Here is a 14,839-nt window from a genome sequence, read left to right on the forward strand (position 1 = left end):
AGCTTCGTCGACGAGACCGTCGTTTCGGGTCTCAACCAGCCCAACGGCATGGCGTTTCTTCCGGACGGCCGGCTGCTGGTGACCGAGCTGACGACCGGCAAGATCCGCATGATCGTGAACGGTCACGTGGCGTCCACCGACCCGATGATCACGGTGGACAGCGTCACGACCGGAGTCGAGCGCGGTCTGCAGGGCATTGCGGTCGATCCTCGCTGGCCGACCTTTCCTTACGTGTATGTCGGCTACACGCACACCGGGAGCCGCATGACCCTGGCCCGCTACACCGCGACCGGGGATCTCACGAGTCCCACGGCCGAGAACCTGACCCTGGGATCCAAGCGCACGCTCATCCACAACCTCCCCGACAACGTCGGCAATCACAACGGCCTCGGTCTGCGCTTCGCGACCGATGGGAAGCTCCTGTTGACCTTGGGTGACGACGACGACCGCTGCCAGGCACATGTGAACGGTTCGCTCAAAGGCAAGCTGTTGCGGCTCGAAGTGACTCGCATCCCCGCAGGCGGCGGCGGGCCCGTGCCGCGGGCGATGCTGATCCCGAGCTCGGGGAATCCGTTCGTAGGCCCCGACTCGAACGCCTCGCTGGTCTATGCGCAGGGCCTGCGCAATCCCTGGCGCTTCACGGTCGACCCCGGCAACGGCGCGATCCTGCTCGGGGACGTGGGCGAGGACACCTACGAAGAGCTGGACGAGATGGTCGCCGGCGGCAACTACGGATGGCCCTTCCGCGAAGGCCCCTTGGTGCGCACGGGAGTGGGCTGCACCGATCCCGGCACGACGAAGATCGCTCCGATCCTGTCCCTCGACCGCAATACCGGCTTCATTGCCGTCATCGCCGGCGCGGTCTACCGGACCGTCATGAACGGGACGTACAACTGGCCTACCTCGTACAACGGCAGCCTCTTCTACGGCGACTTCTACAACGGCAAGCTGCGACGACTGACGAAGTCCGGCTCCACCTGGTCGACTCCTTCGCCCGTCCCCGGCCAGCCCAATTCCTCCGACTGGGCCACCGGCCTTCGCTACATGGTGGACTTCGCGGTCGGCAAGGACGGCAGCCTCTACTACCTGAGGGCGTTCGACGACGCCGGCGCGGCGAACACCGGCATGGTGAAGCGCATTCGTTACTCGGGCACGGTCGACGTGCCCGGCGGTCCGCTCGCCGAGCGCGCGCTCAGCGCCTCGCCCAATCCTTTCCACAACCAGGTCGATCTCAGCTGGCGGCTGGCCAGGCCGAGTGCGGTGGTGATCGAAGTCTTCGACACGAGCGGCAGACGCATCCGTCGCTTCGACGAAAACTCGGCCGCGGGACGAGTGACCTGGGATGGCACCGACGAGCGCGGCGCTCGAGAGCCCGCCGGCGTGTACCTGGCCCGGCTTCGTCACGAGGGTGGAAGTCAGACGGTGCGGATCCTGCTCGTGCGCTGAGCCGAGCTGAGTTCTTCGGCGACTCGAGGGCGGCTTTTCGCCGCGCTCTTCCGCGAGCGTGTGCTACGCTTCCGCGCGTGCGACCGTCGATCCGCCGCGCATGCGCTCGACGCACGATCCTCTGGCTGCTCGCTTCGTGCTCCCTGCCGATTCTCCCGGCAGGCGGGCAGGTTCAGTTGCCGACCCATTTCGTCGACGACACCATCGTCACGGGCCTCGATCAGCCCAACGCGATGGCGTTCCTCCCCGACGGGCGGCTGCTGTTCACCGAGCTCAACTCGGGCAAGATCCGGATGGTGGTGAACGGGCACATCGCCGCCGTCGACCCGCTCGTGGTCGTCGACAGTCTCACGACCGGAGCCGAGCGCGGCCTGCAGGGAATCGCGGTCGACCCTCGCTGGCCGGCCTATCCCTATGTCTACGTCGGCTACACCCACGTGGGGTCCCGTGCCGTGCTGGTCCGCTACACGGCGATGGGAGACATCGCGAATCCCTCCGGCGAGAGTCTCTTCCTTTCGTCCAAACTGACGCTCATCCACGACCTGCCGGACGTCAACGAGCAGCACAATGGGCTTGGCCTCCGGTTCGGGAACGACGGCATGCTGCTCCTGACCACCGGCGATGACGGCTTCCAGTGCGCGGCTCAAACTCCCGGATCACTGCTCGGCAAGCTCTTTCGACTGGACGTCACCCGGATCCCGGCAGGTGGAGGCGGCCCGGTGCCGCGCGCCTTGCTCATTCCGCTTTCAGGCAACCCCTTCGTCGGCCCCGATTCGAACGCCTGCCTGGTGCTGGCCCAGGGGCTTCGGAATCCCTGGCGATTCCACGTCGACGCGATGACCGGCTCCGTCCTGCTGGCCGACGTCGGCGAGGGCCAATACGAGGAGCTCGACGAGATCGTGGCCGGTGGCAATTACGGCTGGCCCTTTCGCGAGGGTCCGGCGACGTTCACGCCGAACGGCTGCACGGAGCCGCCCGGCAGCGTGTTCGACGAGCCAATCTTCTCGATCGGGCACCAGGGCTTCTTCGCGATTCTCACCGCGGGCGTGTATCGGCCGGTATTCGCCGGCACCGCCAACTGGCCATCGATCTACCAGGGCAGTCTCTTCTACGGTGACTACTTCTACAGCCAGCTGCGGCGACTGGTCAGGAATGGCTCCTCATGGATCACCCCCGCGCCGGTCCCGGGCCAGCCGAACGGGTTGGACTGGGCTTTGGGGATTCAGTTCCTGACCGACGTGGCCGTCGGCGTCAAGGACGGCAGCTTGTGGTGGCTCAAGGCAGCCAACGACGCCGGCGCCACCAACACGGGAATGGTCAGGCGCATTCGCTACACCAGCACGCTTGGCGTCCCGGAACCGATGCGCCACGCGCTCCGAGCCTCACCCAATCCCTTCCGGGAGCGCCTCGACCTCGAATGGGCGGTCGCCGAGGCGGAACCCGCCATGCTCGAGATCTTCGACATGGCGGGGCGAAGGCTTCGCCGTGCGCCGGTGGGCGCGGCGCAGGTCGGACACTACGCCTGGGACGGCCGGGACGATCGCGGGACCCGCGTCGGTGCGGGCGTGTATCTGGTGCGGGTGGGTGTCGGGCCCTACACCGAAACCGTGCGCGTGGTGAGAGTGCGCTAGCAACCCTGGCGGGACCGGCTAGGCGACGCCCGAGAATGCCGCGACGATCACCGTGACGTTGTCCCGTCCGCCGCGCTCGAGCGCCAGATCGACCAGCGCCCGGCACGCCAGCTCGCTCTTCGCGTACCGGTGGAGCACCGCCAGGATGTCCTGAGGCCCCGTCATGTCGGTGAGGCCATCCGAGCAAACCAGGATGCGGTCGCCTTCCTCGAGCAGCACGTGATGGAAGTCGCCGACCGGCGTCTCGTCATGGGCGCCCACGGCGCGCGTGAGCACGTGGTGGAGCCGGTGCGTGTCCACTTCCTCTTGCGGGATCATGCCGAGGTCGGCGTACTCCTGGGCCAGCGTGTGATCGTGGGTGATCTTCTCCAGCTCGCCGTTGCGCACCAGATAGGCCTTGGAGTCGCCGACGTGCGTCACGAACAGGTCCCGGCCGACGACGTAAGCGCCGGTGAAGGTGGTCCCCATGCCCGCCATGGCCGGGTCCGACGCGGCGCGCTCGCGCACCGCATCCTGCATCTTCGCCAGGTACTGGCGTGAGCGCTGCTCGATCTCCTTCAGCTCCGTCTCGCGCGTCTCCGGATCGTCCAGCTCGAGCGCCCAGTGCTGCTCGGTCATCACGGCTTCGAGCACCTTGCTGATCGCGGTGTGGCTCGCCACCTCTCCCGCTTCGTGACCGCCCAGGCCATCCGCCACGATCATCACGTGTCCGATGGCTTCGTGACGCTCGGGAAGATCCTCGGCCGGCAGACTGCTGGTCACGCGCTCGAGGAAGCGGCCAATGCGAAACACCGCGAAGGCGTCCTCGTTGCGTTCGCGGACCCTTCCCGGGTCGGTGAGCGCGGCAACTTCCACCCGGAATCGTTTCGCATGGTTCATGCGCCCTCCTGCTTCGCGGGCACGGTCGGTTTGCTGGGAGGAATTGTGCATCGCGGCGGCCCTCGTCGGTAGGAAGCCCTTTCGAAGTGGCCGAATCCTACGCCCGGCGCGGCATGTGAGCAACGTGCGTGCTAGCATGCCGCACCGATGCCGCGCCGTGACCGGATGGGAGCGCACTCGGAAGCCGGATCCGCGGCACCGCTCCCGGTTCCGGCGTTGTGGGTGGCGTTCGTCCTCTCGGGCGCCGCCGGACTGATCTACGAATCGGTCTGGAGCCGATACCTGGGGCTGTTCGTGGGCCACGGCGCCTACGCCCAGGTCATCGTGCTCGTGATCTTCATGGGCGGCATGGCGGCCGGCGCGCTCGCCGTGGCGCGCCTCTCCGGGCGGATCGCTCATCCGCTGCGAGCCTACGCCTGGATCGAGGCGGCGGCCGGCGTCATCGGCCTTCTGTTCCATTCCGCGTTCATCGCGCTCACCGAGCTCGCCTACCGCTCGTGGTTCCCGGCCATCGGCGAATCGTTCACGTTGCAGGCGGTGAAGTGGGGAATTGCCGGACTGCTGATCCTGCCGCAGTCGGTGCTGCTCGGCGCCACCTTCCCGCTGATGACGGCCGGCGTGGTCCGAAGCCGGCCGCAGCAGCCCGGCCGCGTGGTGGCGCTCTTCTACTTCGCCAACAGCCTGGGCGCGGCAGCCGGCGTGCTCGCGGCGGGGTTCTGGCTGGCCGGCGTGGGAGGGTTGCGCGGCACGCTGGTCACCGCGGCGCTGCTCAATCTGCTCGTAGCGGCGGGCGTACTGTGGATCGCGCGGCGCGGCGGCGCGACGCCGATCGCGGCGAGCAAGATCGCCGTGAAACCCGCGGGCGGGCCGACACCTGCCGCACAGATGGGCCATCCGACTCCGCCCGCGATACTCATCGGCGTCAGCTTCGGCACCGCGGCCGCCTCGTTCATCTACGAGATCGCATGGGTGCGGATGCTGTCGCTGGTGCTCGGGAGCGCGACTCACAGCTTCGAGCTGATGCTCTCCGCCTTCATCCTCGGCCTGGCGCTCGGCGCTCTGTGGGTCCACCGGCGCGCCGACCACTTCACCCGCCCACTGGAAGCCCTGGCGGCCACGCAGTGGGCGATGGGCGCGCTCGCGCTGGGGACGCTCCCGCTCTACGCCTGGTCCTTCCAGTGGATGGTGCCGATCGTGCGCGGGCTCCAGGGAGCGCCGAACGGCTACGAGTGGTTCTCGCTCGCACGCTACGGCATCTGCCTGGCGGTGATGCTTCCGGCCACCTTCTGCGCCGGGATCACGCTGCCCTTGATCACCCGCATCCTGATGCGCTCGGGCGGCGAGAAGGCGATCGGCTCGGTGTACGGCGCCAACACGCTCGGCTCGATCCTCGGCGCCGCACTGGCGGCGCTGGCGCTGCTGCCCTGGCTCGGGCTCGAGCGACTCCTCGCGGCCGGCGCGGCGCTCGACATCGCGCTCGGCATCGCGCTGCTCGCCCAGACCGGACCGCGGCCGGCGCTCCGGCGCGCGGCGGTGGCGGCGCTGGGCGGCGTGCTGGTGATCGTGGCCGTGCTGGCCTCGGTGCGCCTCGATCCCCTTCATCTGGTGAGCGGCGTCTACCGCACCGGCGAGCTCATCGGTCCAAAGCAGAGCCGGGTGATCTACTACCAGGATGGTCGCACCGCGACGATCAGCGTGCGCCTCCAGCCCGACGGCTCGCGGACGATCTCCACCAATGGCAAGGCCGATGCCTCGCTCAGCGCGGGGTGGCTCCATCCCGATCCCTCGCGGCCTCGCCAGCCGTTCACCGACGACGAATCGACCCAGATCCTGATCGGCGTCCTGTCGCTCGTCCAAGCACCCCGGGCCAGGACCGCTGCGGTCGTTGGCCTGGGCTCCGGGATGACGTCGCACGTCCTGCTCGGAAGCTCGCGCATGACTCGCGTCGTGACGATCGAGATCGAGCCCAGCATGATCACCGGGGCGAAGCTCTTCCTCCCCGCCAACCGCCGGGTGTTCGACGACCCGCGATCGCGTCTGGTGGTCGACGACGCGCGGTCGTACTTCGCCGCCAGCCGAGAGCCGTTCGACCTGATCGTGTCCGAGCCGTCGAATCCCTGGGTCAGCGGCGTCTCGGGCCTGTTCACCGAGGAGTTCTACCGGCGCGTGAAGGCCTCGCTCACTCCCGATGGGCGGCTCGCCCAGTGGCTCCATCTCTACAGCCTCGACGACGACCTGGTGCTGAGCGTGCTGGCGGCGATCCAGCGTCACTTCGCCGACTTCGAGATCTTCATCGTCTCGAGCACGGACGTCCTGATCGTGGCCGGGGATCGCCTCGACGGCCACGATTGGAGCGTGCTCGAGGAACCGGCCATGGCCGCCGACCTCGCGCCCGCCTTGCCGCTGACCGCCGGCCAGCTGGCCGCCACCTGGGTCGCGGATCGCGAGACCCTCGCTCCTTTGGTCGATCGAGCTCGTTCCAACTCGGACTTCATGCCCATCCTCGATCTCCACGCCGAGCGCGCCCGCTTCCACAACACGGTCGCGAACGGTCTGTTGCGATTGCAGGAGGACGGCCAGAGCCTCGCGGCCGTCCGCGCGCCGCGCGTGACGCCGGCCGAGCTCGGGCCGCTCGAGAGAGTTCAATCGATCGCGCTCGAGCGTGTGCCGCGCCTGAACGCCTTGCTCGAGAACGTGCACCTGCGCGCCGGGCTGGCCGGTCACCGGGTCACGGTGGACTCTGCCGAGGCCGCGCGCCTCTCCGCCGCCGCGCGGCGGCTCGAGGACGTCCTGACGCCGCCCGCCGGAACCGATCCGCACCAGTGGCTCGAGAACGCGATTCAAAGCGAGGAGGATCTGCACCGCGGGAGCATCGGCTGGGTCGACGAGGCTTTCTACGACAGGGTCTTCAGCCTCGCTCGTCAGGGGCCCCGTCCTGCGCTGCAGGCGCTCGAGTGGCTGAGGGCGCTCGAGGCGCACGATTGGCCGCGGGCGGCGGCGTTGACCGACTCGGTGATCATGGCGTCGGCTCGCGCCCCGCGGCCCTGGGTCCACCCCTCGCTCGTGCTGGGCGCAGGAACCACGGCGAAGCTGGCGATGGGAGACCTCGAGGGTGCGAGGCGCGTGTACCGAGCCTGCGCGGTCGGGGAAGATCCTGGCCCTGATCTGCGCACGCGGCTGGTGCACGCGTGGATCACCGACCGGTAGGTCGCGAGCGTGGTAGCATGCCGCCCCGATGGCGCGCCGTGACCCGAAGCCCGCGGATTCGGAAGCCACATCCCCCGCACCGCTCCCACTTCCGGCGTTGCTGGTGGCGTTCGTTCTCTCGGGCGCCGCCGGGCTGATCTACGAATCGGTCTGGAGCCGATACCTGGGGCTGTTCGTGGGCCACGGCGCCTACGCCCAGGTCATCGTGCTCGTGATCTTCATGGGCGGCATGGCGGCCGGCGCGCTCGCCGTGGCGCGGATCTCGGAGAGGATCGCCGATCCGCTGCGACTGTACGCATGGGTGGAGGCCGCCGCGGGCGTGCTGGGCCTGCTCTTCCACCCCGCGTTCGTCGCCCTCACCGAGCTCGCCTACCGCAGCATCTTCCCGGCCTTCGGCGAGTCGTTCGCGCTGCAGGCGGTGAAGTGGGGGATTGCCGGTCTGCTGATCCTGCCGCAGTCGGTGTTGCTCGGCGCCACCTTCCCGCTGATGGCCGCCGGAGTCGCGCGGCGCCGGCGAAAAGAGCCCGGCCGCGTGGTGGCGCTCCTCTATTTCGCCAACAGCCTGGGCGCGGCGGCCGGCGTGCTCCTTGCCGGGTTCTGGCTGGTGAGCATCGGCGGCCTGCGCGGCACGCTCGCGGCGGCGGCCATCCTCAACCTCGTGGTGGCGGGCGGCGTGCTGTGGATCGCGCGGCGCGGCGCGGCCGCGCCGATCGGCGAGGGGGAGGTGCCCGATGCCGCGCCGTCGTCCTTGGCACCTGGACCGACGGAGATGCCACGGAGGATACCGGGAGAGATTGCACGGCGTACTCCGGGTGAAATCGCCGCGAAACCCGCGGGCGGGCCAGCGCCCGTCGCGCGGGGGGACCACGCAGCTCCGCCCGCAGCATGGCTGCCACCGCTCCTCATCGGCGTCAGCTTCGGCACCGCCGTGGCATCGTTCGTCTACGAGATCGCGTGGGTGCGGATGCTCTCGCTGGTGCTGGGGAGCGCCACGCACAGCTTCGAGCTGATGCTTTCGGCCTTCATCCTCGGTCTCGCGCTGGGGGCTCTGTGGCTTCATCGGCGCGCCGATCGCTTCACCCGGCCGCTGGAGGTGCTGGCGGCCGCGCAGTGGGCCATGGGGGCGCTCGCGCTCGGCACGTTGCCGCTCTATGCCTGGTCGTTCCAGTGGATGGCCGCGATCGTCAACGGCCTGGAGCACGCGCCGCGCGGCTACGAGATGTTCTCGCTCGCACGCTACGCCATCTGCCTGGCGGTCATGCTGCCCGCCACGTTCTGCGCCGGCATCACGCTGCCGCTGATCACTCGCATCCTCATGCGCTCGGGCGGGGAGCGCGCGATCGGCGCGGTGTACGGCGCCAACACCATCGGCTCGATCCTCGGCGCCGCGCTCGCCGGGCTGGCGCTGCTGCCGTGGCTCGGGCTCGAGCGCCTGCTGGCCGCCGGCGCCGCGCTCGACATCGGCCTCGGCGTTCTCCTGCTCGCGCTGCCGCGGCCGGAGCGAAACGTGAGACAGGTGGCGTTCGCCGCGCTGGGCGGCCTCCTGGTCATCGTCATGGTGATGGTCACCGTGCGGCTCGATCCGCTGCGGCTGGTGAGCGGCGTGTACGTCACCGGGCGTGTGCCGGCGAAGAGCGAATCGCAGGTGCTCTATTACCACCACGGCCGCACCGCGACCGTGAGCGTGCGCGTCTCCGGCGGATTGCAGACGCTCTCGACCAACGGCAAGGCGGATGCTTCGATCGACATGACGCGCCTCACTGCCGACTCCTCGCAGCGCCGCGCCCCCTTGACCGGAGACGAATCCACGCAGTTCCTCGCCGGCATGGTGTCGCTCGCCTATGCCGCGCAGGCGAAGAGCGCGGCGGTGATCGGCATGGGCTCGGGCATGACCTCGCACGTCCTGCTCGGGAGCCCGCGACTCGAGAAGCTGGTGACGATCGAGATCGAGCCGGACATGATCGAGGGGGCCCGGCTCTTCCTCCCCGCCAACCAGCGGGTCTTCGAGGACCGGCGCTCGAAGTTCGTGATCGACGACGCGCGTTCCTACTTTGCCGCCAGCCGCGAGCGCTTCGACCTGATCGTCAGCGAGCCCTCGAACCCATGGGTGAGCGGTGTGTCGGGCCTGTTCACCGACGAGTTCTATCGGCGCGTGAAGTCGTCGCTCACCGAAGACGGCGTGCTGGCCCAGTGGATCCACCTGTACAGCCTCGACGACGACCTGGTCCTCACCGTGCTGGCCGCGCTCCACCGTAATTTCCGGGATTTTCACGTCCGGATGGTGTCCCGCTCCGACTGCATGGTCCTGGCGACCGACCGTGAAGGCGGCCTCGTCCCGGACTGGAACGTGATCCTGGAGCCGGGGCTCCAGGCCGACCTCGCCCGCACGCCGCCGCTCGCTCCGCGGCGGCTCGACGCGACCTGGGTGGGCGACCGCGCGACGTTCGCGCCGCTGCTCGAACGCACCCGGCCCAACTCCGATTTCATGCCGCTCCTCGATCTCGGAGCCGAGCGCGCGCGCTTCCGCAAGGCGTTCGCCATCGGCATGCTGCGCCTTCATGCCGACCGCCACAGCGTGGCCGCCATTCGCGCTGCCGCGGTGCCCTTGCCCGACATGGGCGATGAGCTGTTCGCGCCGATCCCGCGCTTCGCGGACCTGGCCCAGAACGCGCATTTTCGAAGTGCGCTGGCAAAGAAACCCGCGGTCGTGGATTCCGAGGAAGCGAAGCGTCTGTTCGCCGCGGTCGAGCGCTTCGAGCGGGTGATGGCGCCGGGACGCGCCGATCCCCAGGAGTGGCTCACGAACGCCGTGCTCAGCGAGGAGGACTTCCACCGCGGCTCGATTGGAAGTCCCGATCCCGTCTTCTTCGCCCGGACCCGCGACATCGCGGAACGCGGCCGAGCCCCTCGCCCCGTGCACCTCGTGCTCGACTGGCTGTGGAGCCTGGAGTCGCGCGACTACCGGCGCGCCGCGGTGCTCACCGACTCGCTGCTGATCATTCCGCCGCGCCAGGGCAAGCCGTGGCTCGATCCCGCGCTGTTCCTGGATGGCGGCGCGACCGCGAAGCTGGCGGTCGGCGACACGCTCGGCGCACGGCGCGTGGCGCTGGCAGCCGGCATGGGCGCAGATCCGGGACCGGACCTGCGCGCGCGGTTGATCCACGCCGCGATCACGCGCAAGTAGCGACTCGTTGTAACTTCTTACTCTCCCCGGGGAGAGTTGAACTGTCCTCGAGGACAGTTCACCCGCGCACTTTTGCTTTTCGGACCCCAGCCGAGGTTCTCTTTTTCCCTAACTGCGCCTTTCTTTTTCTTGTAACGGCCTTGCGGCGCGCCGCCATCGCGGCGACGTCCCCTCCCGCCGCCTGGAAGGCCTCCTCGAAGCGCTCCCTGGAAATCACGCCAGGCTCGAGGAAGCCCGCGCGTTTCCACTGATCGCGTGCGGCGGCCGTGAGCCGGTCCAGCTCGGCGAAGAGCTTCTCGTCCGGGCGTTGGAAGTTGAAGCAGGACTTCCCTTGCATGCGAGCTTTCAGCTCGGGCCGCAGCGTGACGAGGAGCTTGGGGTTGTTGTAGAGCGGCATCAGGTGAAACGTGACGGCGCTCTTCTTGGAGAGCACGCCCGCGAACCAGAGGGGCTTCTTGTTGGGGCCGATGGCTCGCGTGACCAGCGTGTACTCGGTGGGCGTATCGGCCTGGACGATCATCCCCGAGCCATGCTTGCTCAGGATCTCGCGCAACGCGGCGAACGCTCCGGGGAAATCAGCGGGCATGGGATGCGCTCCGGGACGCGCGCAGCATAGCGCGCCTACGGCCTGCGGGCCACGTCCCCCAGGATTGCCATGGCGTCGCGCAGCTGATCATCCGACAAGTACGGGGCAGGCCCGAGCCGCAGCAGCTCCCCGCGCGTGTCGGCCCAGACGCCGCGCTCCCGCAAGGCCGCGCCCAGCTCGGCCGCTCTCGGCGCGCGCAGCGCCAGGAACCCCGCCAGACCCCCCAACGGCGCCTCGCGGTCCCGCGTCACCACCGCCGGATCCAGGTCCTGCGCATCGAACTGCGCCGCGAGCAATCCCACCTGGTGCTGGCTGATCTCGCGCAGCAGCGCCGGCGTCAGCGCTTCGGCCTCGAAGAAGTCGAACACTCTGGCGGCGCGGTAGTGGCTGGTCGGATCGTAGGTCGCCCCGCTCCAGCGCGCGGCGCCTTCGCCATAAGGCACTTCGCCGGTCGGCCGCTCCGAAAGCAGCGCGAACTCGGAGAACCAACCGGTCAGCACGGGGCGCAGCCGCTCTCGTCCCGGAGGCACGCGCAGGAAGCAGTTCCCTTCGCCGAGCTGGCAGTACTTGTACCCGCCGCCCACGACGAATGCATCGTCCAGCCCATCGCGCGCCAGATCGAAGGGGACGACGTTCAGATGGTGGTAGGCATCGACCAGCAGCTCCGCGCCGGCCGCGTGGCAGACCCCGAGCGTGGCGGAGAGGTGCGGCACGATGCGCGCGTTCGAGAACAGCACCGAGGACGTCAGGACGGCGGCGGTGCGCCGGTCGACTGCGGCCGCCAGTCGCTCCGCCAGCGACTCGACCGGCGTGGCGCTGACCTTCACCACCTGCAGCGCGCCGATCTCGGCCAGCCGATCCATCTGACGGCGCAGCGTGTGAAACTCCCCGTCGGTGGTGACGAGCCGCGGACGCTCCGTCAAAGCCAGCGCCGAAAGAAACCGCGTCACCAGCTCGTGCGTGTTCTGCCCGAGCGCAATGACTCCACGGCGGTCACCCAGCAACGCCGCGAAACCACGCCGCACGCGCTCGGCCTTGGCGAAGGCGCGCGCCCACTTCTCGTCCACCAGCTCGGCCGCGTCGTTCCACGCCTCGACCTGGCCTTCGAAGCCCACGTCAGGCCACGCCTGGTGAGAATGACCGGTGAGCAGCAGCCGCTCGGCCACGCGGAAGCGAGAGTAGTGACGGGCGAGCGTGTTGGGCCTGGCGAGGATCTCGGCCAGCGTCGCCATCCGCTCAGCGCCAGGCGCCAAACACGATCACCGGCCGCTCGCCGTCTGCGGACGCTGCGCCCAGGCTCGGGCCACGTTCTCGCCCTCGCGCTCGTGGAGCGCCACGCACTCCTGCACGCCGGCTTCCACGCGATCCAGCTCCTTGTCGGTGCCGACCGGAGCGTGCGCCGGCTGCGAGAAGAACGCGCGCGCCCGTGAGATGCGCTCGAGCGAGCAACCCGCCGCCGCGCGCGGCAGGTTCGCCACGCTTCCGGGCGGGATGTGCGCGGCGATGTAGTCGTAGTGGTCGACCATCCATTGGTAGATGACGTCGTGCAGCTCGGGCCGCAGCCCCACCATGATGTTCGCCACGCTCATGATCTCTTGCGGCCTCAGCTTCCCCGCCACCGCATAGCCGAGCGACTTCCTGGCCGCGGCCGGATCGACGAAGTACGCGAGCGCATTCAGGTATCGCGATCGCTCGGTCGGCGTGGCCGCGCTCTCGAAGCGCGTCTTGTAGCTCTCGAACAGCGCCACGTCGCCGCGCAGCGCCGCGATCGCCAGCGACACTTCCTGCAGCGAGGCGTGAACCGAGGCCGGGTCCTTCATGTAGGCGGCGGCCATGGCGCGGCCCTTCTCCAGCACACGCGGGTCCTCGCCGTCGGCCGCGAGCGAGAGCATCAGCGTCGGCCGCAGCACCGTGACCCGCTGCGGCTCATCGGGCTTCGGATCGAGCCCGATCCGATCCAGCGCAGGTCCGAGCGTGCGCCGCACGTAATCGGCGAAGGCCGGGCGGGTCTTGGGCGTGACGAAGGGATTGCGGCTCGCGTTGAGCGCCTCGATCACCGCCGAGGTGACCTCGGGCGCCGGATCGCGTCCGAACACCGAGAGCAATCCGTAGTACAGGTCGCCGCGCACCTGCCCCTCGAGCAGCAGCGCCCGCAGGTTGCCCACGAACCCCACCCGCTCGCGCACCGAGAGCTTGGCCGACGCGTTATCGGCGAGGGTCGTGAGGATCGCGGACGGCACCGACCAGCGGTAATAGCCCAGCTCGTCGGCGTTGGGATGGATCCACCCCGGCGTGGCTCCGCCCTGCAGCTCGACGGTCTGCGAGGCCTCGGTCAGCAGCACGTTCTGCGTATAGGTGCGCTCTCCCATCGCGTATCGCAGCGTGACCGGGATCTTCCACGTCGCCGCCGGCCGCGCGCTGCCGTGGCTCACGAAGCGACGCTGCGCGAGCTTCACCTTGGCGCCGCCCAGCAGCTCGACGGTCACGATCGGCACGCCCGGCTGCTCGAGGAACGAGCTCGCCACCACGCCCACGTCCTGGACCGCGGCCTTCGACAAGGCCTTCCACAGATCCGCCGCGGTCGCGTTGCCGTTCGCATGCGTGGCGATGTAGTCGCGCACGCCGGCGCGGAAGCGGTCCTCCCCCAGCCAGCGCTCGAGCATGGTGAGGATCGCCTGGCCTTTCTGGTACGAGAGCAGGTCGAAGACCGACGTCAGGTTGTCGGTGGCCTTGAGCTGCGAGCGCATCGCGCGCGTCGTGAGGCGCGAGTCCACCACCATGGCGCGCAGCATCTCGTTCACCTGGTCGGTGCCCGCGCGGTACTCCGGCGCGACCTCGTCGCTGATCTTGTCGCCCATCCACGACGCGAACGACTCGTTGAGCCACAAGTCGTCCCACCACTCCATCGTCACCAGGTCGCCGAACCACATGTGCGCCAGCTCGTGCGCCGTGGTGCCGATCAGGCTCCTGCGCAGCGTCGGGCTCATGGTCTTCGGATCGAGCAGCAGCCGCGACTCGCGATACGTGATCGCCGCCGCGTTCTCCATGGCGCCCGCCGTGAACTCCGGGACCGCGATCAGGTCCAGCTTCTCGTACGGGTACTTGCGATCGAAGTACTGCTCGAGCGCCTTCAGGATCGGCGGCGTGATCCTCGCGGCCTCGGCGCCCATGCCGGCGCTCCCCTTGATCGCCACGATCCGTCCCGGCACCGACAGACCCTCGATCGGGAGGGTGTCGAACGGCCCGGCGATCAGCGCCACCAGGTACGAGGAGAGCGGCAGCGTGCGGCGGAACACGATCTCGCGCTTCTCGCCCTTGACCATCTGCACTTCGGGCAGCGTGTTCGAATAGGCCGTGTGCTCCCGTGGGATCGACACCGTGATCTGCCACGGGATCTTGAACGCCGGCTCGTCCCAGCAGGGCCACGCCCCGCGCGCATCGTCCGGCTCGAAGTCGGTGAAGACGTAGGCCCTGCCTCCCGCCTCGACCCGGTAGAAGCTGACGGCGCGGGCGCTGAAGTCCTTGGTGAAGTCGATGGCGAGCGTGTAACCGCCGGGCGCGAGCGGCTGCTCGGCCTTCACGGTGAGGAGCCCGATCTCGCCCTTCTCGGTGGTGACCGGGATGTCGGTCTTGCCGTGACTCAGCTCCACGCGTGTGAGCGTCATGTCGCGCGCGTGGAGCCGGAACGACGGGGTCGCGGACTTGACGTCGAGCGTGATGGTCGCGGTGCCCGAGTAGGTCTTGACGGCCGGATCGAGGTCGAGACGGATGGCCTCGAAGGTCGGGACGACGTTGCGCTTGAGGCGCGCCGGGTCGTCGGCGGCGACGGCGGGGGACGTGATGGTCATGGGAAGGGCAAGGGTGAGCCACAGCGATCGGGGGCCAAGCATGCCGAAGAATAGCACC

8 protein-coding genes are annotated in these 14,839 nt (G+C 69.1%); 4 read left to right on the top strand and 4 right to left on the bottom strand.

Features of this window, described 5'->3' with window-relative positions:
- Both VFQ05_02470 and VFQ05_02475 read left to right on the top strand, forming a co-directional pair.
- A partial coding sequence (locus tag VFQ05_02470; protein HET9325617.1) for a PQQ-dependent sugar dehydrogenase occupies positions 1-1,446 on the top strand: 1,446 nt, incomplete at its 5' end.
- A 176-nt stretch (positions 1,447-1,622) separates the two neighbouring features.
- Entirely contained in the window at positions 1,623-3,077 is a 1,455-nt protein-coding gene (locus VFQ05_02475) for a PQQ-dependent sugar dehydrogenase (GenBank protein HET9325618.1), read from the top strand.
- An 18-nt stretch (positions 3,078-3,095) separates the two neighbouring features.
- Here the strand turns inward: VFQ05_02475 and VFQ05_02480 are convergent, their stop codons facing one another.
- The gene (locus VFQ05_02480) at positions 3,096-3,956 is read right to left on the bottom strand and encodes a protein phosphatase 2C domain-containing protein (GenBank protein ID HET9325619.1); all 861 of its coding nucleotides are present in this window, start codon (positions 3,954-3,956) and stop codon (positions 3,096-3,098) included.
- Positions 3,957-4,103: 147 nt separating this feature from the next.
- Between VFQ05_02480 and VFQ05_02485 the strand changes: the two genes are divergently transcribed.
- Together VFQ05_02485 and VFQ05_02490 are read left to right on the top strand one after the other, a co-directional pair.
- On the top strand, positions 4,104-7,163 hold the full coding sequence (locus tag VFQ05_02485; GenBank protein ID HET9325620.1) for a spermidine synthase: 3,060 nt from the start codon (positions 4,104-4,106) through the stop codon (positions 7,161-7,163).
- Positions 7,164-7,191: 28 nt separating this feature from the next.
- Positions 7,192-10,347 carry a fused MFS/spermidine synthase gene (locus VFQ05_02490; protein HET9325621.1) on the top strand — a complete coding sequence of 1,052 codons (3,156 nt, stop codon included), beginning with the start codon at positions 7,192-7,194 and terminating at the stop codon, positions 10,345-10,347.
- Between the two features lie 58 nt (positions 10,348-10,405).
- Here VFQ05_02490 and VFQ05_02495 read toward each other — a convergent pair whose 3' ends face one another.
- From VFQ05_02495 to VFQ05_02505, 3 genes are all read right to left on the bottom strand, one after another.
- A complete protein-coding gene (locus VFQ05_02495; GenBank protein ID HET9325622.1) occupies positions 10,406-10,933 on the bottom strand; it encodes a hypothetical protein in 528 nt (175 codons plus the stop codon).
- Positions 10,934-10,968: 35 nt separating this feature from the next.
- Positions 10,969-12,165, bottom strand: a complete 1,197-nt coding sequence (locus tag VFQ05_02500; protein ID HET9325623.1) for a kynureninase — start codon at positions 12,163-12,165, stop codon at positions 10,969-10,971.
- A gap of 27 nt (positions 12,166-12,192) precedes the next feature.
- A partial coding sequence (locus VFQ05_02505) for a M1 family metallopeptidase (GenBank protein HET9325624.1) occupies positions 12,193-14,839 on the bottom strand: 2,647 nt, incomplete at its 5' end.

It is taken from the genome of Candidatus Eisenbacteria bacterium, assembly GCA_035712145.1.
Classification (GTDB): Bacteria; Eisenbacteria; RBG-16-71-46; order RBG-16-71-46; family RBG-16-71-46; genus DASTBI01.

Coding starts and splice junctions, on each gene's coding strand:
- VFQ05_02480 (HET9325619.1), bottom strand. CDS start 3,956: ATGAACCATGCGAAACGATTCCGGGTGGAAGTTGCCGCGCTCACCGAC.
- VFQ05_02485 (HET9325620.1), top strand. CDS start 4,104: ATGCCGCGCCGTGACCGGATGGGAGCGCACTCGGAAGCCGGATCCGCG.
- VFQ05_02490 (HET9325621.1), top strand. CDS start 7,192: ATGGCGCGCCGTGACCCGAAGCCCGCGGATTCGGAAGCCACATCCCCC.
- VFQ05_02495 (HET9325622.1), bottom strand. CDS start 10,933: ATGCCCGCTGATTTCCCCGGAGCGTTCGCCGCGTTGCGCGAGATCCTG.
- VFQ05_02500 (HET9325623.1), bottom strand. CDS start 12,165: ATGGCGACGCTGGCCGAGATCCTCGCCAGGCCCAACACGCTCGCCCGT.